General features: G+C 45.7%; 25 protein-coding genes. 8 read left to right on the top strand and 17 right to left on the bottom strand.

Features of this window, described 5'->3' with window-relative positions; genetic code table 11:
- Positions 1–99: 99 nt before the first annotated feature.
- Positions 100–1,611, top strand: coding sequence for a CoA-acylating methylmalonate-semialdehyde dehydrogenase (locus G367_RS0118720; RefSeq protein WP_020414698.1), 1,512 nt, complete (start codon positions 100–102; stop codon positions 1,609–1,611).
- 384 nt (positions 1,612–1,995) lie between these two features.
- Here the strand turns inward: G367_RS0118720 and G367_RS25335 are convergent, their stop codons facing one another.
- The 3 genes from G367_RS25335 to djlA form a co-directional block, all read right to left on the bottom strand.
- Complete coding sequence (locus tag G367_RS25335) at positions 1,996–2,838, bottom strand: OmpW/AlkL family protein (protein WP_020414697.1); 843 nt, start codon at positions 2,836–2,838, stop codon at positions 1,996–1,998.
- 455 nt (positions 2,839–3,293) lie between these two features.
- On the bottom strand, positions 3,294–3,608 hold the full coding sequence (locus G367_RS0118710; RefSeq protein WP_020414696.1) for a BolA family protein: 315 nt from the start codon (positions 3,606–3,608) through the stop codon (positions 3,294–3,296).
- Positions 3,609–3,692: 84 nt separating this feature from the next.
- The gene (gene djlA, locus G367_RS0118705; RefSeq protein ID WP_020414695.1) at positions 3,693–4,475 is read right to left on the bottom strand and encodes a co-chaperone DjlA; all 783 of its coding nucleotides are present in this window, start codon (positions 4,473–4,475) and stop codon (positions 3,693–3,695) included.
- Positions 4,476–4,709: 234 nt separating this feature from the next.
- On the opposite strand from djlA, the gene G367_RS24295 reads away from it, so the two are divergent.
- Positions 4,710–5,327 (top strand): hypothetical protein, encoded by a 618-nt coding sequence (locus G367_RS24295; protein ID WP_051089534.1) that lies wholly within the window; start codon positions 4,710–4,712, stop codon positions 5,325–5,327.
- Between the two features lie 91 nt (positions 5,328–5,418).
- On the opposite strand, the gene G367_RS0118695 is transcribed toward G367_RS24295, so the two are convergent.
- Positions 5,419–6,300: a LysR family transcriptional regulator gene (locus tag G367_RS0118695; protein WP_020414693.1), complete on the bottom strand. Its 882-nt coding sequence runs from the start codon at positions 6,298–6,300 to the stop codon at positions 5,419–5,421.
- A gap of 97 nt (positions 6,301–6,397) precedes the next feature.
- Between G367_RS0118695 and G367_RS0118690 the strand changes: the two genes are divergently transcribed.
- The gene (locus G367_RS0118690; protein WP_020414692.1) at positions 6,398–7,051 is read left to right on the top strand and encodes a hypothetical protein; all 654 of its coding nucleotides are present in this window, start codon (positions 6,398–6,400) and stop codon (positions 7,049–7,051) included.
- Position 7,052: 1 nt separating this feature from the next.
- Complete coding sequence (locus tag G367_RS24290; protein ID WP_020414691.1) at positions 7,053–7,685, top strand: type 1 glutamine amidotransferase; 633 nt, start codon at positions 7,053–7,055, stop codon at positions 7,683–7,685.
- A gap of 163 nt (positions 7,686–7,848) precedes the next feature.
- Here the strand turns inward: G367_RS24290 and G367_RS0118680 are convergent, their stop codons facing one another.
- The 4 genes from G367_RS0118680 to G367_RS0118665 form a co-directional block, all read right to left on the bottom strand.
- Positions 7,849–8,310, bottom strand: coding sequence for a hypothetical protein (locus G367_RS0118680; RefSeq protein WP_020414690.1), 462 nt, complete (start codon positions 8,308–8,310; stop codon positions 7,849–7,851).
- Between the two features lie 320 nt (positions 8,311–8,630).
- The gene (locus tag G367_RS0118675) at positions 8,631–9,947 is read right to left on the bottom strand and encodes a sodium ion-translocating decarboxylase subunit beta (protein ID WP_026305252.1); all 1,317 of its coding nucleotides are present in this window, start codon (positions 9,945–9,947) and stop codon (positions 8,631–8,633) included.
- Between the two features lie 16 nt (positions 9,948–9,963).
- Positions 9,964–11,754, bottom strand: a complete 1,791-nt coding sequence (oadA, locus tag G367_RS0118670) for a sodium-extruding oxaloacetate decarboxylase subunit alpha (RefSeq protein ID WP_020414688.1) — start codon at positions 11,752–11,754, stop codon at positions 9,964–9,966.
- A 56-nt stretch (positions 11,755–11,810) separates the two neighbouring features.
- A complete protein-coding gene (locus G367_RS0118665) occupies positions 11,811–12,044 on the bottom strand; it encodes an OadG family protein (RefSeq protein WP_020414687.1) in 234 nt (77 codons plus the stop codon).
- 481 nt (positions 12,045–12,525) lie between these two features.
- On the opposite strand from G367_RS0118665, the gene G367_RS0118660 reads away from it, so the two are divergent.
- Together G367_RS0118660 and G367_RS24285 are read left to right on the top strand one after the other, a co-directional pair.
- On the top strand, positions 12,526–13,530 hold the full coding sequence (locus G367_RS0118660; protein WP_020414686.1) for a tRNA dihydrouridine synthase: 1,005 nt from the start codon (positions 12,526–12,528) through the stop codon (positions 13,528–13,530).
- A 39-nt stretch (positions 13,531–13,569) separates the two neighbouring features.
- Positions 13,570–13,890, top strand: coding sequence for a helix-turn-helix domain-containing protein (locus tag G367_RS24285; RefSeq protein ID WP_040629199.1), 321 nt, complete (start codon positions 13,570–13,572; stop codon positions 13,888–13,890).
- Positions 13,891–14,023: 133 nt separating this feature from the next.
- Here G367_RS24285 and G367_RS0118650 read toward each other — a convergent pair whose 3' ends face one another.
- The 3 genes from G367_RS0118650 to G367_RS0118640 form a co-directional block, all read right to left on the bottom strand.
- Positions 14,024–14,329, bottom strand: coding sequence for a hypothetical protein (locus G367_RS0118650; RefSeq protein WP_020414684.1), 306 nt, complete (start codon positions 14,327–14,329; stop codon positions 14,024–14,026).
- A gap of 532 nt (positions 14,330–14,861) precedes the next feature.
- Positions 14,862–15,347 carry a hypothetical protein gene (locus G367_RS0118645; protein ID WP_020414683.1) on the bottom strand — a complete coding sequence of 162 codons (486 nt, stop codon included), beginning with the start codon at positions 15,345–15,347 and terminating at the stop codon, positions 14,862–14,864.
- 8 nt (positions 15,348–15,355) lie between these two features.
- Complete coding sequence (locus G367_RS0118640) at positions 15,356–16,261, bottom strand: hypothetical protein (RefSeq protein ID WP_020414682.1); 906 nt, start codon at positions 16,259–16,261, stop codon at positions 15,356–15,358.
- A gap of 171 nt (positions 16,262–16,432) precedes the next feature.
- Between G367_RS0118640 and G367_RS24280 the strand changes: the two genes are divergently transcribed.
- Positions 16,433–16,621 carry a hypothetical protein gene (locus G367_RS24280; protein ID WP_020414681.1) on the top strand — a complete coding sequence of 63 codons (189 nt, stop codon included), beginning with the start codon at positions 16,433–16,435 and terminating at the stop codon, positions 16,619–16,621.
- A 56-nt stretch (positions 16,622–16,677) separates the two neighbouring features.
- Here the strand turns inward: G367_RS24280 and G367_RS26235 are convergent, their stop codons facing one another.
- A complete protein-coding gene (locus G367_RS26235; RefSeq protein WP_157533665.1) occupies positions 16,678–16,989 on the bottom strand; it encodes a hypothetical protein in 312 nt (103 codons plus the stop codon).
- Between the two features lie 41 nt (positions 16,990–17,030).
- Here G367_RS26235 and G367_RS27170 point away from each other — a divergent pair, with 41 nt between their 5' ends.
- Positions 17,031–17,153, top strand: a complete 123-nt coding sequence (locus G367_RS27170; RefSeq protein WP_083922787.1) for a SymE family type I addiction module toxin — start codon at positions 17,031–17,033, stop codon at positions 17,151–17,153.
- A 65-nt stretch (positions 17,154–17,218) separates the two neighbouring features.
- Here G367_RS27170 and G367_RS0118630 read toward each other — a convergent pair whose 3' ends face one another.
- The 5 genes from G367_RS0118630 to G367_RS26510 all read right to left on the bottom strand — a co-directional run.
- Positions 17,219–17,899, bottom strand: coding sequence for a hypothetical protein (locus G367_RS0118630; protein WP_020414680.1), 681 nt, complete (start codon positions 17,897–17,899; stop codon positions 17,219–17,221).
- A 10-nt stretch (positions 17,900–17,909) separates the two neighbouring features.
- The gene (locus G367_RS0118625) at positions 17,910–18,557 is read right to left on the bottom strand and encodes a hypothetical protein (RefSeq protein WP_020414679.1); all 648 of its coding nucleotides are present in this window, start codon (positions 18,555–18,557) and stop codon (positions 17,910–17,912) included.
- 41 nt (positions 18,558–18,598) lie between these two features.
- Positions 18,599–19,006 (bottom strand): T6SS effector amidase Tae4 family protein, encoded by a 408-nt coding sequence (locus G367_RS27165; RefSeq protein WP_425411210.1) that lies wholly within the window; start codon positions 19,004–19,006, stop codon positions 18,599–18,601.
- A gap of 81 nt (positions 19,007–19,087) precedes the next feature.
- On the bottom strand, positions 19,088–19,606 hold the full coding sequence (locus G367_RS0118620; RefSeq protein WP_020414678.1) for a hypothetical protein: 519 nt from the start codon (positions 19,604–19,606) through the stop codon (positions 19,088–19,090).
- 5 nt (positions 19,607–19,611) lie between these two features.
- The coding region (locus tag G367_RS26510) for a hypothetical protein (protein ID WP_040629197.1) at positions 19,612–20,241 on the bottom strand (630 nt) is incomplete at its 5' end.

Raw genomic sequence — 20,241 nt, 5'->3', positions numbered from 1 at the left:
CTTTTATCTCCTGGGATTTTTTCCACCTTGGGTTTACCTGTGTTAAAAAGGCGGAAAGAAGTAAAAAAATAATGCGTTAATCCCCAGCGAGAAAATCCTATGAAAGTGATAGGCCACCTGATTAATGGCGCCCTGACCCATAATGATGACAGTGGTGCCGGTTTCCGCCTACAGGATGTCACCAACCCCTCTACCAATGAAGTTCTCGGCAAAGTTTCACTAGCCAGTAAAGCTACCGTGGAGGAGGCCATTGCAGCTGCCGAAACCGCCTACCCTGCCTGGCGCAACACCCCGACCGCCAAGCGTGTGCGGATCATGTACCGCCTGAGAGATCTGCTGGAACAAAACGCAGACAGGATTTGTGAACTGATTACCCTGGAGCACGGCAAGGTGCTTAACGATGCGATGGGAGAACTGCAGCGTGGGATTGAGAATATAGAGTATGTCTGCTCAGCTCCTGAAATGCTCAAAGGAGAACACAGCAAAAATGTCGGCCCCGCAATTGACTCCTGGAGCGAATTTCAGCCCCTAGGTGTCTGCGCAGGGATCACTCCTTTTAATTTCCCGGCGATGGTCCCTTTATGGATGTGGCCAATGGCCATTGCCTGCGGCAACACTTTCATACTGAAACCTTCAGAACGCACTCCTTCCTCAGCCCTATTTATTGCAGAATTAGGTATTGAGGCAGGTATCCCTGCAGGAGTCTTAAATGTCGTCAACGGTGATAAGGAAGCTGTAGATACAATACTCACCGATAAGCGTATTCAGGCAGTTAGCTTTGTCGGCTCTACTCCGATTGCGGAATATGTTTATACCACCGGTACCGCACATGGAAAACGAGTTCAAGCATTTGGCGGAGCCAAAAACCATGCCATAGTGATGCCCGATGCTGACCTGGATAACGCTGTCGCAGCCCTAATGGGAGCCGCTTACGGCTCCTGTGGCGAACGCTGTATGGCCATTTCTGTAGCTGTCGCAGTTGGGAATGATACAGCCGATACTTTAGTCGAGAAACTCAAAGAACAGATCGCCACACTCAAAGTTGGCGATGGCATGGACAACCAGAATGACATGGGTCCATTAGTTACTTCTGCCCACCTGGAAAAAGTTCAAGGCCTTATAGCCACAGGGGTCGAGGAAGGTGCGAAGCTGGTTATCGACGGTCGCAATTTAAGGACTCCAGGCTTAGAGCAAGGTAATTACCTTGGAGCCTGCCTGTTCGATCATGTTAAACCTGAAATGATAATCCATAGCAGTGAAATATTTGGCCCTGTTCTTTGTATTATGCGTGTAGAAACCATGCAGGAAGCCATGGATATTATTGATCGCCATGAATACGGAAACGGAACTTGTCTATTCACTCGTGATGGAGAAGCGGCTCGATATTTTAGTGACAATATCAAAGTCGGCATGGTAGGTATCAATGTTCCACTACCCGTACCCGTCGCACATCACAGCTTCGGCGGCTGGAAGCGTTCACTCTTTGGCGACTTACATGCATACGGACCGGATTCGGTACGCTTTTACACCAAACGTAAGACCATTACTCAACGCTGGCCGGCAAGCGGGGTTAGAGAGGGAGCCCAGTTTAGCTTTCCAAGTAATGGATAGTTGTAAAGGTACTTCGGGGCTCGTAGCTAGCCCCTTATCAACTAAAAATAAAAACCACTTCCGGCGCTATGGAAATAAAATTAAAAGCAGATCATTTACTATTTAAGATATCTTACACAATAAATCAACCACTACTGCATTATTAACAACCACCAACACCCTACATTTCAATCTCCATAAACCAAGAGAAAATCTCAAGATCACATAAAAAGTTAAGCGAGATCAGAAATTAAAATATATAAGAAAAATTCTCACCATAAAATTCAGAAAATGAATTATCGATGGAATGCAGAGGAGAAATTTTTAGACTTAAAAAAGGATGCGATAGACAGTATCTTAAAAAAATGAAAGGGGTGCACAGCACCCCTTGCAAGGTAAGATTAATTACCAGTGGAAGTCAAACTTATAACCTACACCGATATTAAAAACCCAGGGATCAAACAGATAATCACCGCCAAATCTATGACGATAGTTCACCTGCCTTGGTACATCTGTGAAGAAAGTATCAACTTCAATATCAGTATCAACATCATAATATATACCAGCAATATTTATTAGCCAGCTACTATCATGACCAAAAGTAAAGTCAACACCAATTTGCCAGGTATAACCCCAATTATCCCCCAGGTTTAGCCGACCACCCCAGAATTCACTCCTTCCAGTGAATGGGTTGATCCAACCCCAATCTCTTAGGCGCTCACTGCTGAAGTCGGTATAGTTAATACCAACACCCATGTAAGGCTGTATCAGGCAGCTAGGAGGCAGAGGATACCAGTTCAGGTATGCAGCCGTCATCTGGGGTTCCCAGCGGGCAAAATCACCTCTACGGCCGAACTCACGCAAACCAAAGCGATTATGCCAGCCATCTCGACGTCCACCGGTATGGCGATCACCATCGGTATAGCTTAAAGAAACACTCCAGTGATCCCAAGGCTTCCATTCCGCATTAATAAACCAACCCCATTCGTCACTTGGGTCGATATTAGTTCTAAAAGCGCCCCATTGACGATTGAAATTAGGGTTAATAGGATCCGGCCAGATAAGCAAACTATCAGCAAAAGTCACATTATCCGAATTCGGAGAAATGTAAGCACCACCAATACGGACCTTAAATTCCTGTGTAGGCGGTGGCGGAGGGGCATAGCCAGCGGGTCCTGCCGAAGCGACACTAGAGATTGCTAAGGCGAGGGGCGTCATTACGGGTATCAGAATACGCGTCATCTTCATTTGTGGTAACTCCATTGAAATTCAGCAGATCAAACAGCAATCAGCCCAATCAATGGTCAGTCTAGTCGCACGAAAATACGGGTGTAGAAAAAACGCTCAATTGTTGGCGCCTAAACTTAGTTTTTTATTTTTATGGCAGATATAAAATCTTTTGGCGCGTTATTGATTAGTCAGAATAGTGGTTAGTTACGGTTTTTATGGCTTAATCTATTTTACCTGCTTATCCATACCCCTCCCAAGATGCCTCTCTCTACCCAGCTCTATTGGGCGGATAATGAATACAAGATGAACTAGGCGGGTAGATAGAAAAAGAAAAAAATGACAAAAAAAGAACAGACTCGATAGATAGTATAAGAGCTACATAAGGCTCTTCATTTGAGCTTTATGTAGCCAAACCTAGGGGAGGAGTTATCTATAAAACGATGAAACCTAATTTCTCATAATAACTAAGGCACTTATTTGCCGTTGCTTTTACTCCCGCCTTGGCATTCAGGGCTACTCGGAGCCTCGCCTTGCCATTCATCTGGCGCATAAGTATGTAATGCAAGCGCATGTATCGGGCCAGCCATTTCATCAGAAAGAGCAGCATATACCTTTTGGTGGCGCTGAACTTTTCTAATGGAGTTAAAAACATCACTAACCAAAACCACCCGGAAATGCATCTCTGAGCCCACTGGCACATTGTGCATATGGCTTTCACACTGGACATCAATATATTGCGGGTTAAATACGGCGCTTAATTTTTCTTCTATTTTTTGGGCAAGACTCATAAGATCTCTCAAAAACTCAATAGGGTGAAGTATGCGTGTTTAGCTCTGACGAATAAAAAGAATGGGGGTATTAACACCCCACAATCAACTTACAACTTTTGCCTTACGCTTTCTTTCCTCAACAACTGCTTCATAGGCGACAGTGATGCTTTTCATCTGATCTTCAGCATGGCGCATAAACTCTTCAGGGAGGCCTTTGGCGGCTATTTTATCTGGGTGATACTCTGCAGCTTTGCGCCTATAAGCCAGCTTCAGATCTTTATCACTGGTCTCCGGAGAGCAGCCAAGTACCGCATAGTGCTGCTTCAGATCGGATGCGCTGTTTCCACCCCGTCGCCCAAATTCATTCTGCATGGCCGTAAAAAGAGATTCATGCAGCCCCAGGTCAGCAGTGATTCGGCGTAAAATTTCTTCTTCCGCAGCATGTAATTCACCGTCCGCATAGGCAACAGCAAACAAAAGGCGATAAACCATTTCACGCATTGCTTGATCGTGCACCAGCATCCGGTACTGCCTGGCATAATCATAAATGCTGTACTTATCAGTCTTCGCATTCTCAAAAATACGAATAGCATCTTTGCGCTCTTCACCTCCGAGGCGAAGATTATTTTGGATGAACTCCTCAATCAGCTGCACTTCCGCCTTGGAAACAAGCCCATCGGCCTTGGCCATCTTCGCCAACATGGAAAACAGCGTCACGATAAAAATTGTCTGTGCTCCATCTCGATTAAGCACAGCCTTGGCACCACCCAAGCGCCGCAGCCCTGAGCCGAAGGAGCTACCTACCCAAGCACCCAAAGCTGCTCCAATGGGCCCTCCGAACATAAAGCCAAACCCGGCGCCGATTCCCGCCCCTAACCAGGACATACTCTCTCCTCCGAGTGCCAATCAGCACTCCAATATCAGATATTTCTACTTGAAAGAGCGCACATAATACCACGCAGAAGTTTGCGCCAAGATACATTTATGACTTATCGGTCAAAAATCGCTTGGCTTAGATGTACAATGCAGGCTGGATATCCTTATCAAGTCCGCTAGCTGTCCCTGGCAATCTGCCACAATTAAGGTTGAGTATTCTTCCCAGAACTGAGGACGGATTAAATGAAACTGCGACAAGCAGTACGTTTATTACCACACATGGCCTTTTGCGCATCACTATTTCTGGTTTTCACGGCCTGCGAGAACCGAGCGGGCAAGCACAGCCAGACTGCTGAAACGCAGGATGCCAGAGCTGACAAAACCGGACATCAGGACTGGGAAACTATCGTAGAGGTTCTCCTGCACCCCCGGTGCCTAAATTGCCATCAGCTAGAGATGCCCCTGATCAACGAAGGTTCCCCACATATCCCTCGTGTAGAGCGAGGCCCAAATAATATGGGATCAGGGACCATGCAGTGCCGCAATTGTCACTCCAATCAAAACAATCCTGTGACAGGAGCACCAGGTGCCCCAGGATGGGCCATGGCACCAATCGAACTTAACTGGTCACATATGTCTTCAGCTCAAATCTGCAAGCTCCTTACAACCCCACAAGATAATGGCGGCCGCTCTCCCGAGAGCCTACTGAAGTTTATGAGTGATAACCCACTGGCACTCTGGGGCTGGAACCCAGGGGGAAAAAGGCAACCCGTGACCATTCCACATGAAAAGCTGGTTGAAGCTATGAAAGGATGGATTGCTGCAGGCACGCCCTGTCCCCCAGAACGCACCTCAAACTAACTCAATCAAGGTTTATTCAATAAAAGCGAGCCATGATTTAAGCTCGCTTTTATTGCTTATCCGCAGCTAAAACTAAACACTTTACTGTCAACTAAAAAAAGCCTCTCAATTTATCCAACCAACTACCGTCCCCACCCCTCCAAACAATGAAAAGGTCCTCCTGGGACTGAACACGCCCCCCTTCAACCTTAAGTTTCACTCCCCCCATCTCATCCACTAGCGCTTCTGGAAGGAAGGCAAGTAATTCAGCCTGCATTACAAGCCGGCAAAGCACGCCATAATCATTCACAACCGCGTGTATTTTTCTTGAGAAGAGATCTTCTGGCCACCCATCACTGCCTATACCCCGCTCCTCTCCACAGAAAGGAGATATTCGTGGAGCAGCAAAAGGGTATTGCAAAATATTGTCCAACGTCACCACCACTTCGGAATGACCACCACTGGCCAATGGATGCTCAGGGCCAGCCGCTATACACATGCAGGTTGAGCCAATACTGTGGACCTCCATAGAAGAAGGAACCTGCCCTAGCACCACTCCCGAAATTAGTGCCATATCCACCTCACCCCGAATCAGCATCTTAAGGGCCAAAGACTCAAAAGCAGATATAAATGACAGGCGTATGTTTGGCTGGTATATCGTTACTTGCTTCTGGATGTGTGCAGCCCAAGTTAACTGCAACATGGCAGGCGCAGCTATCCGGCATTCCAAGTGAGTACCAAGACCGCCAACTTCTACCCGGGCTTTCCTGGCAAGAGTAACAATCTCACTAGCACGACTTTGTAGTCTGCGACCCTCATCATTGATCTTGAGTTGCTTTCCCACACGCTCAAAGAGGCGTACACCCAGCTCCCCCTCAAGACGGCGCAAAATTTTACTCAGCCCCCCAGGCGTCATGTCCAGTCGGTCAGCAGAACGTTGCAGGTTCTCAGTAACGGCAATATCGAGAAATTTCTCTAATGCTTCTATTTCCATTTTGGAATCAAATATTGAGTAAAATGAATCGATTCATCACTAATGTACATCTAGAATCCCTAAGTCTCAAAAACGTAGAAAAGCACAGTAGTAACCGATGAAGAAATTTGTTCTGGCCTGGATGATTTTCATTCAATCAAGCTTATCCCCGACACTAGCATCAGCTCCCTCCCATAATGACCACTCAATCGGCGTTCATGGAATGGCACTATTTTCTATAGATGGCCAGTTGATAGCTTCTCATATGCCTCTTCATGGCGGGCGCCACAGTCGCCAGATTATTCTTACACTTAAAACCAATAACCACGTCAAAGTGGACGATTTAGTTCAGGGCTCTGAACTTATCACGCTTGAGCCCGAACAATTCTCATTAAACAAACTACGCAGTGGAGAGTTAAAGTCCTTTTCCGCCAGAGTATTTAAAGGACACTTTGAGAGGGGGGGTAAAGCTGACCAGGATCCTATTCGTTTTGAAGTAACAGGAAAATTACTAGATCACCCCTTAAGACAAGGGGGAAATGGTTCCTATCAACTAGTACAACATAATAATTTTGCACTACTGATCCATGAGATAGCTTCCAACCCTAGTTTCGACCAAATTCTGCTAGTCAACGTCACTCCAAATTCCCCGATAGAAATTAGTATTGATAGTGAAAAACCACTAACGAGCAAGAGCTGGCCTGAAAAGTTGACAAAGGCAGGCATTGACTTAAAGAAGCAACTGTATTTTGAAAGACAGGACTTTCAATAAAGTGGGTAAACATATTTTAATTATCCAACATGAGGAAACCGAAGGACCAGGATATATTTCAGACTGGGCCCGAGATCATCATGTTTCACTTACCACAGTAAACCCAGAAAATTCTCATCTGCCAAAAGGCCAGTTTGATGGCATCATTCTCTTGGGTGGGATGATGAACGTTGATGATCGCCATAAATTGCCATGGCTTGCCGATGAGATTGAATGGTTGAAAGGTTATATTGAGCAAGCTGTGCCGATATTAGGCATTTGCCTGGGCGCACAGATTCTTGCCTATATATTGGGGGCAAACATCCGACCATTAGATCAGGAAGAGATGGGCTGGCTACCAATAAAAGGCTCCCACAAACTAAACCTGAATATCGAAAAAGTATTTCAAGCCCATAGCTATTATTTTGATATCCCGATTGGAGCCGAGCGCCTAGCCGAATCTGAGCAATGTCCAAACCAGGCATTTTTATTCAAGGAAAAAGTACTGGGTATACAATTTCACCTAGAGTGGTCACAAAAAGTTATTGCCGCACTATTCCCGGGCTTTTATAAATCCTACGGTTCCCCTCAAAGCAACCACATAGCAAGTAAAAAAGCACTATTTAGACTACTTAATACCCACTTCGCACTCTAGATTAAGCCATAACTTAATTTTCAGTAAAAAAAGGGAGTAAGCCAAAGCGGCGTTCTAGCAGTTAAATGACTAGCAATGGAAACCCGTGGGGGAAAATCGGACGAGGGCCTACAAACGCTTATTGTAAGCATCATCAGGATAGCAGGCCCTATCACCCAAAAACTTATTCGTTAGAACAGGTAATTTTATTTTCGAAACAGACTCCGCCGCGTTGAGAGCAGGTCTCAAGCAACTTCCCTTTCGCCTCTACACGAGTGAACCCTTTAGAATGCATACCTCCCGCTCGCATATCCTTCATATAGCATGCCCACTTAGGACGCTCCTCTACGGGTTGGAGCACCACCCCTGTTTGCGCTCCATTCGATTGTTCCTCAACCATCGTTTGTAACTGCAAAATCATATCTTGCATAGAACGAATGTCCTTACGAAGCCTCACAACCTCTTTCTTCAACTTGCGAACTTCACTTGAACTCTGATCTTCGCCCCTAAGGGAATGAACCTCATTGCGAAGCTTTACAACCTCCCTCTTAATCTCTCTTAGGTCTTGTGAGGTTACATGATTGTCATGAGCCATGACTGGAGCAGAGAATAAGGCCAGGGAAATAAGGAGAGGCAAACTACGCATACTTGTACTTCCAATACAGTTTCTTATAGCACGAAATTAACTGGAAGAAATATAACGTAATTAACCTTAACTCAAAATGAATTTTGTTTTGGGAGAGAACCTCTAAAGCCTGCGAAAAAGCATCATTAAAATTGGCACAAATCTAATTTGTACTTTGAGGACTCGTTATTCTTCGATTATCAAAAAGCCACGAAAAGTAAACAAAATCAACAGCCAAAATGGCTGCAATTTCTGACTAGGTTACGAGTCTCTTACTGCAGGACAACGAAAAAGGGGCAAACCGAAGCTCGCCCCTTTTTTGAAGTTACTAATCAGATAAATCAACCACCCGCAAGGCTACGCACCATACTGATCATCACTCCGGCTGCAACCGCAGAGCCAATGACACCTGCCACATTCGGCCCCATTGCATGCATCAACAGGAAGTTATGGGGGTTGGACTCAAGCCCAACTTTATTTGATACCCGCGCGGCCATTGGTACAGCAGATACTCCAGCAGAGCCAATTAAAGGGTTCACTTTGTGCTTACTAAACACATTGAGCAACTTGGCCATCAATACGCCCGCAGCAGTACCAATAGCAAATGCCACAATACCCAAGGCGAGAATACCGAGGGTTTTTGGATCCAGGAATTTATCGGCGGCAAGCTTGGAGCCGACAGACAGACCGAGGAAAATTGTAGTGATGTTGATCAGGGCATTCTGGGCAGTGTCGGATAAGCGAGCCACTACACCACACTCTCTCATCAGGTTGCCAAAACAGAACATACCTAACAGTGGAGCTGCCGCCGGCAGGAACAGGGCAACCAGGATCAACAATAACAGCGGGAAAGTAATCTTCTCTCTCTTGCTCACATGCCTCAACTGCACCATCTCAATGCGACGCTCCTGCTCTGTAGTCAGGGCACGCATAATCGGCGGCTGGATCATAGGGACCAATGCCATATAGGAATAGGCTGCCACGGCAATTGCACCAAGGAGATCTGGAGCTAGCAGGCTCGAGACATAGATGGCTGTAGGACCGTCCGCACCGCCGATAATCCCGATAGCCGCTGCATCAGCAATTGAGAAATCCATAATCCCAGCCACAGAAAGACCTACCGCACCAAGCACCGTGGCAAAAATACCAAACTGAGCGGCTGCCCCCAGGAACAAGGTGCGAGGGTTGGCAAGTAGCGGGCCAAAATCCGTCATGGCACCAACCCCCATAAAGATCACCAGGGGTGCCACACCGGAAGCAATAGCTACCGAATAAAAGCTGTACAACATTCCATTGTTGAAACCGGCATCCCTTGCAAACTCTGCAGCCTGAACCTGCACTGCAGCTGGCGCACTACCTAAGGCCTCCTTCAATGCCCCCAAGCTCGCCCCGCTCTCCAAGCCGAGAATCTGCCCCATCTGAGCCAGCACACTGGCATCTCCCTGAGTCAGTGCTGTCTCTGCAGCAGAAAGTGCCAGATCGGCCCCAGGAATATTTGCCAGGATTCCACCAAAGCCGATTGGAACCAGCAGCAGCGGCTCAAATTTTTTGCGAACGGCAAGGAATAGCAATCCCAGCCCCACAATAATCATGACAAACTGGCCAGGCGCCATTTGAGAAACGCCGGACGATTGCCAAAGACTGATTAAATTATCCACTTGCGACTCCTACCTGCTATGCGATAGACAGCAGGGCATCACCCACCGCCACGGAATCGCCCTCTTTTACTGCCACATTGGCAACATTACCGCTTCGGGGAGCACTCACCACAGTTTCCATCTTCATAGCTTCCAGAACCAGGATGGCCTGCCCCTCATTGACCTGATCACCTGGTTTCACCATTACCTTGAAAATATTACCTGCGAGCGGCGCATTTACTGGCTCTCCGCCAGTTGCAGATATTGGGCTGGTATTAGCAGCAGGAACAGGGGCAATACCATTTACCGGAGCAACACCAGTCAGGTCACCACCATCCGCAACTGTAACGGTGTAACTCTGCCCTTCTACAGTAACTGTATAGACCTCCTCACCTTTATCATTCTTGACCGCACTATTCTCCTTTCCGGTTGGAACCGGCTCAAAAGCATCGGGGTTATTGCGGTTTTTCAGGAACTTCAAACCAATCTGCGGGAAGAGTGCATAGGTGAGTACATCGTCGATTTCACTCTCCCCATTGGTGAGTGCAATATCCTGCTCGCCGGCCTTCTCCTGCAGTTCTAAAGTGAGCTTATCCAATTCAGGGGTGATCAGGTCGGCCGGTCGGCAAGTGACTGGAGCTGCTCCGTCGAGCACACGGGTTTGCAGCTCTTTATTGACCTCGGCAGGAGTTGAGCCGTACTCACCTTTTAGAACAGCAGCCGTTTCTTTTGAGATAGATTGATAACGCTCGCCGGTCAGCACATTCAGCACCGCCTGGGTGCCGACAATCTGCGAGGTGGGAGTTACCAGTGGGATATACCCCAAATCCTGACGCACTCGGGGAATTTCTTCGAGAACTTCATCGAGGCGGTCCCCCGCGCCCTGCTCACGCAATTGGTTCTCCATATTGGTCAGCATACCGCCCGGAACCTGGGCCACCAGGATACGGGAGTCCACGCCTTTCAGAGACCCCTCAAATTTCACGTACTTCTTGCGCACCTCGCGGAAATAAGCCGCAATCTCTTCCAGCAGGTTGATATTCAGCCCGGTATCGCGCTCAGTGCCCTCCAAAATAGCTACCAAGGCTTCAGTAGGGCTGTGACCATAGGTCATAGACATTGAGCTGATAGCCGTATCGACATTGTCGATTCCGGCCTCGATACACTTAAGAGCTGTCGCGGTAGAGAGGCCTGTCGTTGCGTGGCACTGCATATGGATAGGAATATCCACTGCCGCCTTCAAGCGAGTCACCAGCTCATAACCTTCATATGGACGCAAGAGGCCCGCCATATCCTTAATGGCAATGGAGTCCGCGCCCATATCCTCAATTTGACGACCCAAGTCTACCCATAGATCCATGGTATGCACTGGGCTCACTGTATAAGAGATAGTGCCTTGAGCGTGCTTATCCTGCTTTTTAACTGCGGCCAGTGCAGTTTTCAGGTTACGCATATCATTCATGGCATCGAACACACGAAACACGTCCACACCATTTTCAGCAGCGCGCTCAACAAATTTTTCCACCACGTCATCCGCATAATGACGGTAACCAAGAATATTCTGGCCGCGGAATAACATTTGCTGGGGCGTATTGGGCATAGCTTTTTTCAGCTCACGAATACGCTCCCAAGGATCTTCGCCGAGATAGCGAATACAGGAATCAAAAGTGGCACCACCCCAGGATTCCAGTGACCAGAATCCTACTTTATCCAGTTTTTCCGCGATGGGCAGCATATCGTCCAGTCGCAGACGTGTTGCGAACAGTGACTGGTGGGCGTCGCGCAGGACTACATCGGTAATCCCCAATGGCTTTTTAACCTCAGTCATGGGTTATCTCTCTCGGCAGAAATGATTAAATGTTGTTCAGATGCGAATTAATACGGCTAGCGTTTTTTTCTATGTTGTTCGATTGCCGCTTTGATAACAGCATGCAGACGCGCGTTATCGCCTGATGGGGAGTTTGTTGAAGATACGGCCGGCTCGGCCTCGGGAAAATAACGTGTGATAACTCGGGACATAATACTGGTACCAATCACCAGCAATAACAGGAAAGTAAAAACAATCCCCATCCCGAACAGCGTAATATCCAGTCCCTGTTGAAAAAGTAAATCTTGCACTATCTTATTCCCCCTAAGTTTTCAGGCGCGATCAAAACCATCCCCACTCGTGCCTGCCCCTATAATTTTTGCGCCAGCTTGAGGTCAGCCTCGCCCTTGCAGGAGTCTTTTCAAACCCTCTATCGCATGTGCCTATCCGTCCCGCAATCTAATTCCCGAGACTTGCAAATACAACCATCCCAAAACTTCCCTGGGCACAATTTACAAAACTATCTACTATCTGAGCCCCATTCAGCAGCATGGAAGCTTGAACAATTATCTATTATCAATACAAGTTGCTTTTAAAATCAAACACTTAATGGTTTCAAAGGCAACTGTGACGCACTGTTCAACATGCTCAATTTTAGTGCACGCCCCCTTCGCATAGAGGCTGATCCTCCTAAATAAAACTACGTATGAATGAGTGTTTTTACAAAACCTAACCAACTAGCTGATAGAATATGCGCCAACTTTTAGCCTTTATTTCTCCATTTTCAGCTTTATGACCGACAAGACAGATTCCCAGCAGCCAAAGATTTACCAGGCTCCTATGGAGGGAGTTATCGACCACCATGTGCGCGAACTGCTCTCAACTGTCGGAGGCGTCGATGTCTGTGTCACAGAGTTTGTGAGAGTGACGAACACCCGGTTGCCCCGCCGTGTATTTACAAGACTCTGCCCCGAACTGCTGCAAGATGCCGAAACAACCACCGGCACCCCGGTGCGCCTGCAACTGTTGGGCGGAAACCCAGAAGCTATGGCCACCAATGCCATAAAGGCCGTCTCTGTTGGGGCAAAAGCTATCGACCTGAACTTTGGCTGCCCGGCAAAGTCCGTCAATAACAGTGATGGCGGTGCCTGCTTATTGCAAAGCCCCCATCGCGTGGAAGCGATTGTTGGCACTGTGCGCCGAGCCGTCCCGGAAAGCATCCCGGTGACCGCTAAAATCCGCCTGGGTTTTAATGACAGATCCTCTTACATGGATAACGCTATGGCGGCAGCCGCGGGAGGCGCCAATGAACTGGCAGTACACGCGCGCTCAAAGGTAGACGGTTACAAGCCACCCGCTTATTGGGAATATATCGGGGAGATTCGCCAACAGCTGGAAATACCCGTTATCGCCAATGGCGATATTTGGACTCTCAAGGAGTTTCAGCGGTGCCGTGAGGTAACAGGCTGTAGCGCATTTATGTTTGGGCGTAGCCTTTTGGCCAGGCCGGACCTCGGCTTACAAATTAAAGCCTATTGTTCGGGGGAGAACTATATCCCTATGGCCTGGCAGCAAGTATTGGAACTGCTCTGGGGATACTACCAAACAACCAGGGAAGTTTATCCGGCTAAATACCTGGGCAACCGAATCAAGCAGTGGCTGGCATATCTCAAACTCGCCTTTCCTGAAGCTCAATTATTTTTTGACAAAATTAAGCGCTTGCGAGAAGCGGAAGCTATCGAGAATCTATTTTTTCAAGAGCGCCGTGGTGAGCAAGAGAAGTTTGAGGCTGCTTGAGTAAAGCTATCGTCCGCCAAGCGATACAGAGACTTTACCCTGCGTGGTGAGCGCGAGCTGACCCAGCAACAGATGGCCGACGCCACCGGGGTTCATGTCAATCCGATTCGGCGCTATGAAGCCGAGGCAACACAGCCTTCCCTGGAGGCGTTAAAACAGATTGCTGTCGCCATGAGTATCACCATTGACTCACTGGTATTCGAAGAAGACGAGCGCGGACTGGATGAGCAGCTAAGTCTGCAATTTGAAGCTATCAGCCAACTGCCAACGGAAGAGAAAGAGATCGTCAAGGAGTTGCTGGACGGGATGATTATTAAGTATCAATCCCGGCATTGGGATGCCAAGCGGCAAGTCGGTTAAACAAAAAACCCCGCCGGAGTTATCCTTGGGGCTATGTGGGAGTTCAGAAACTGGCTGTGCACCGTTCTCTAAGCTATGGGTGTCTTGATTTCATACTATTATGATGATTCCGGCAATTACTTTTCAGTAAAATTCAATCAGAAAACCGCCCTTTAAATAAGCATAAAAAGATATATATGAATACATAGGTGGCCACTATGGCAATAACACCAACGCCAAATAAAGCAAAGCCATTTACACCTAAAATAGACAGTCTCTCATCAAAAAAAGAAAGCGCAGTTATTACAAGAAGAATCAAAAACTCAATAGGTGCAAGTGACACCCCTCTATTTTTACGTTCATCTTTCGACCAAAAAAAAGTTACTGATATTGGAATTATCAAATTCCATAACAACTTCAACGCTAACAAGGCAGCACAAACATAAAAGACAAAAAGCATATAAAAAATCCTCTATTTAATTTGCCGCTGCCCAAATATCCCCCTCCACATCTCTGCCCCAGCGGGCCACTTCACTTGTGACCTAGGTAAAGTGCCAGTAATAGAGTTTGAGAAGGGATTCTGACGGTAGCCTCTTAATATAAGCTGCCCACCTCTTACTTGAGGCCCCCAAAGCATCGTTTTGAAATAATTCCAACGTGTTGCGCAGCCAACCATAATCCAACGTCACGCAGCTAAATCAGCCGTTTGTCCTATCCCCGCCCAGGACGTCACTGAAACATAACTCCTGAGTAGTAGTTGTAAACATTTTGCTATCGGAGCTAGACAAACAATAGCGCACACCTGTCCAGCTGTACCGGTCGCTATCAGATTAATTAACGTCCCAGTATTAGAATCAAAACTATAGGCTGTCGTACCATCTGCGCTAACTGTGTTACCAAACGGTCTAACTTCAACGGTAACCGAAACACCATTTTCATCAAAATAGGTTCCTGGACAGGAGAAAAATTACCGGTCGACCCTTTTTGTGCAATTACTCCCTACACTCAATAAGAACTTCCGTATATCTTAATTTATCATTTACTTTTTCTTGATCTGCACCAACCGAGTGGGGAGCTAGTTTAAATTTCAAATAGTATCTATAACCATAACCAACTTTTATACTCTCAACCTGTGAGACGTCAAAATGACCATAATCGATATTTCTTCCATAAAATTCTAGTGAAGCAACATTAACGGGAATATCAAATAATCCCCAATCAATATCAAAATTATTATACGCATCCTCAGCGTACATCAATCCAACTCTTGAGTGATCTACTCGATAATCTGAGAAATTACTAAGTACATTTTCCACACCACTCCACAACTGCTCCAATAACACTTCATCTTTAGATAAAGACCGCAAATTAGAGCAAGGGGATTTAGTAGCCGAAATAAACTGAACCACAAAATATGATGCAATTAGGAGTAGCCCGAGAAAAAAAATAACAGTAAGTTTAATAAGCTTATTATTCATTTACATCATCACTTAATATTGTAATAGTCTCGACCAAATCTTGACCAAAGCCCCCCGGCTTGTGCCTGATATAAATTGTAGCTTCCTTTACCAGCAAGAACATCATTTACATTCCAAGCGCCTACGAGTGTATTTAGAGTAGCTTCAGAAAATCCATAACGCCCAGCAAATACACCAACACCAATATAGTTTATTTCACCCCCTTTGAAGACCCCAATATTATCAACATAAAATTCTTGATTAGCATATCCATATAGAAATGTATCCGCCTTGCTAATAAAATTTTCTGAAAATTCAGAAATATTTAGAGGGTTAATTTCATCAGCCTTAATGCTCATATACTCTGCGATAGTAATTATATCTAGCTGACTTAACTGAATAGGCGTATCGGATCCTTCCTGGACACCTTTAAAAACTTTAAATCTAAGTAACTCGTAGCGCTGTTTCCACTTCTCTTGTGCAGTAGGATGATTCTCTTCATTAAAAGCCCTGGAAAACGCCGCGGTTATCGCTGGTCTGTAAACCAGCTTGTTGCCCGCAGCATCTTTGGCAACCTGACCGGTGCTATCGGTAATAACATCCAGGGAACCCTGGAAGTCTTTGTGTAAATACTGGGTGCTGGTACCGGCAATTTCATCCGATGCATTTAGCTCGATACGCTCGATAGCAACCCCTGCGATATTGCGGCGATATAAGCTCTTGATAAAAGCACCGGTGGTGCTGCGCTCAATCACTTTCTCGACGCTGCCGATCTGCAAGGTGGTCACTGTGCCTTTGCCGTTGTCATCCACCCGCTTGAAACGGCTGCGGTCCGGGCCGTAAGAGAAGCGCGTATCGTGGCCGCCTTTACTAATCAGGCTGGGTTTATCAAAGACGGTGTAGTCCAGCGTACGACTGCCTGAGTCGCTACTCATATTGCCGTTGTCGTCGTAGTGATAGCTGGTATTGCCGGCTTTGGTTACGGCATGAGGACGTGAGCCACTGTACTCATAGCTACCAACGCCCGTTTTATAGGTGATATTGCCGGCATCATCGTAGCGTACCTCCTGGGTGGCAGCCCGACTGCCGGCCAGATTACTGTCACCATGAGTATCACCATTGACTCTCTGGTATTCGATGAAGACGAGCGCGGACCGGATGAGCAGCTAAGGCTGCAATTTGAAGCTATCAGCCAACTGCCAACGGAAGAGAAAGAGATCGTCAAGGAGTTGCTGGACGGGATGATTATTAAGTATCAATCCCGGCGTTGGGATGCCAAGCGGCAGATCGGTTAAACTAAAAGCCCCGCTGGGGTCACCAGCGGGGCTTTTAGTGGACATCCAGAAACAGGCTATTTATTTGAAATTAGGATGATTTGACATAAAACAACTGATATAAAAATTAGGCACTGAGCCCAAAGCATTTTTTTTAACCTGGCAACCCTTTTCCTAATAGAATGACTTTCAATTGATTCTAAATCAGAGCTAAAAAGCCATTTAAAAAATACAAATGACCTATTACTTTCACCACTGAAGTCCACACCAAAATCTTTTGATTCTAAAATTAATTTAGATACTCTACGACTTTCAAATAGTCCAAATGCAGTTGTAAATACCAATCCAATAAATCCAATTAAACACAATGTAGCTATCGTCATCAGCATTTATCATCCTTCGCAATTTATTTAATTAAATCAGTTACTAAGTGACGCCGCCTGTGCCTTGGATTCAGCTTAAAGGTAAATGGCTAGCTAAGGCCGGATTTAACATCGACACACCGATCAAAATTGAAGTGAATGATGACAAATTGGTATTAACCGCCGAATAAAAAATAAAGCCCCGGCAGATTATACTGCTGGGGCTTTCAATTAAATTTTATTCGTTACGCCCCCTTTAACCAACTGGCCGACAATAGCCCGTATAACGGTAGCCTGTAATAATCCCCTCCTGATTCACTGTCCAGTAATGAATACAGGAAGGGTCTAACTTTTTAAGGTGGTATTTATATTCTTTTTGGCCATCCGATAATGTTTTTATCTCGTCGGGGGGACCATTTAAATCACTGTACAATGTGATCGGCTCTCCGATAAGTACTCTGCTTTTATCATCCCAAGAAACAAAATACGAACATCCCACAAAAAGCACTACCACCAGTAATAAATAAGCGTTACGCATAGTTAGTATCCCACCACATAGGGTAGGTGAAGATGCAGGATTTATAGCTAGTTTAATCCGGAATACAGTCTCACTAAATGAGAAAGTACTTTTCGCTGTTCTATCCAATGGAGCCTTTGATAGTGGATTACCCATTGCATCCTTAACGCCCAATATATCAAAATTTATATCCCAAGCATCTTGGTACATGTCAGCCGCCAGCACTCGTCCTTTAGGACCTAAATGATCAATTCCTTCTGTTTTACTTTTGAAGAAAAACTCAATAATTTCCTTAGAATCTTCCTCATCAATGATAAACCGATCTTTTTGTTCATCTTTTTGTGCAACAGCATGCGCCCGACACACCATCGTACCCAGCCAACCATTTTCCCTAGTGCCATCAACGAGTGCCCGTCCCAATTAAAACCAACTACTCCTTGTCCAACGGTTTCAACCGAACAGCAAACCATAAACCATCACTAAGCCCAAGCCCTTCTTGGCTACCCAGCACGCTCCACGGCTTACCTATATATTCTGATTTAAAAGCAATTGGGTTCATGCCTATAACTACCGACTCATCACACCTCATCTTATAGTTAGTAACCAGCTTGCAAGTATTGCTAACCTGTTCTGAACCGACAAGATTATTCAAAACCACCTTAAATACTTCTTTATCCTTATGAGTAACCACTCCCTTTTTAGTGATAACTAACGACCTCAGTGAGTCGCCAAGCTGAGCCTGAGTATCTTCTACCAACCCAAGATCTAACTGAATACGATCAACTGAATTACCCAAGGACTGCGTTTCAATAAACTCAAACAAAAGGCGCAGAAGCTCTTCGTACTCGGTCATACGAAGGCTCTTTCTTCCCTCAATCGACAACTGATAATCACTCCTAACTTGAAGCAACCAACGATTATTAACTTTTTCCCGCTTGAAAATAACATTGTTTATAGATGTGCCATTTTCAAGTTGAACATTTAGAGTGAAATAATAATCACCCGATTCTTTTACCTGAACAGGTGACTCAGAAAATGCTTCGCATCCCCATAAAAGAAATACTATGGAAAAACACATTTTTTTATAAAAATTTTCATATTATTTCGACCCGTCAAATATCAATTGCTAGCAGATCTTGTAGGTAAAATCCAAGCTGATCCGCCCACACCTAGAATAGAGTAGTTGTCACCACTATACCCAGACCTGATAACTGTTGCATGATCCTGCGATACAACTACTGCTACCTGACCAGCAGATAACGAACTACTTAAAGCACTAAACTGATCGTGAGTAATATTCGTGTAGTCTGCTGCGCCCCAAGCATCGCCCAAGTAAACCTCTAATTGTCGTGCTGACAATATATACCGAAGGCCATTATTGTCGCCTCCGAAATTTAGATTTGCTCCAGGAGCACCACGCGGAATAGTAGTTCCACTATGGTTAATGCCATGACTAACTCTTGTCGCACAAGAATTGGAATGTGGTCCATATCCATCACCTAAACTACCGCCGACGGTGTCCCACACCTCTGCCGTGTCATAATCAGAATAATTCAGATACTCGTTCCAAAAATCCTCTGAATACGGTCTCTTTTGTGCAACAGAGCATTACTGCTTGCATAAAGCGTTTTCCCTAATTTCTTTTGCGAGGGCAAGTGTTTTCTCTTCGTATTTTGAGAGCTGTTTTATTTTACCTAAATTTTTAAAAGCAACACCTACACTTACTTCATTACTTAAAGCATAACCACATACTATTTTTTCTGACTCCCCCTGCACATTTTCACAATCTGAGCCTGCTTCAGATTTTCCATAGTTTGGCATAAGCCATGTATCCCGTACATCTTCAAATGTTTGATTCATGTAACTTTCAGGGTAAGAAACACTAACAAAGAAAACTTGGTTATCAACAGGTGGTCTTGCACCATGTATCGTCTTAACATATTTTTCAATGCGTTGACTTCTTACTTGTATAAGTACAGGGGATTCGCTATCTGCCTCATTAAATAGAGCTATATTTTCGCACGCATTTTTCACTTCAAATGCACAGCTCGTAGTTGCCGATGCGAACAGGATTAAAGCACACACAAAACCATGTAGAGCGTTTTTATTAAACATTTTTCGTTCCATAATTGTTAATTCCCCCAAGCTTGGCGACGATCTTTGTCAAACCACATAAACCAGTCAGCCATTTGCTCTGAATTTAGCCCTACGGGTGCCGGTGTATTCAAGTAATCTTTATAAGGTAAATACCCACCAACAGGATTCGCCGCTGCGCCGTTGCTAATAAAACCCCTTATTGATCCTGACAAACCTAAAAAGTTGCGCGAGTTTATATTTGTCCATGCGTGTGTGAGTTCATGGTTAAATAGGTCAATATAAGCTCCACCATCACATACGGTTAGGTCTGCACAGTGAGCCAATGATTTAGGTAAGTTAATTTGTCTGTAGGGAGTAAACCCTCCACACCCCTTCCCGCTGTTTCCCCCGCATTCCATATCCAAGCTAAAATCTATAGTTATGCTGTCTAACTCAGATTCCAATAAATCTGGATGTACACGAATAGCAACTTCTCGTTCTCCAGCAGAAAGGTTGCGCTTGCTTATTTTCTTTTCTGCAGTAGGATGATTCTCTTCATTAAAAGCCCTGGAAAACGCCGCGGTTATCGCCCCATTGGCAAACTTACCACCCGATACTGCAGAGGCTGTACCGCCAACGATCGCGGCTGCAATGACTCTCGCCGCACTAAAGCCAACATTGCCAGC

Source organism: Microbulbifer variabilis ATCC 700307, assembly GCF_000380565.1.
Lineage (GTDB): Bacteria > Pseudomonadota > Gammaproteobacteria > Pseudomonadales > Cellvibrionaceae > Microbulbifer > Microbulbifer variabilis.
This window is presented reverse-complemented; position numbering and strand designations above follow the sequence as displayed.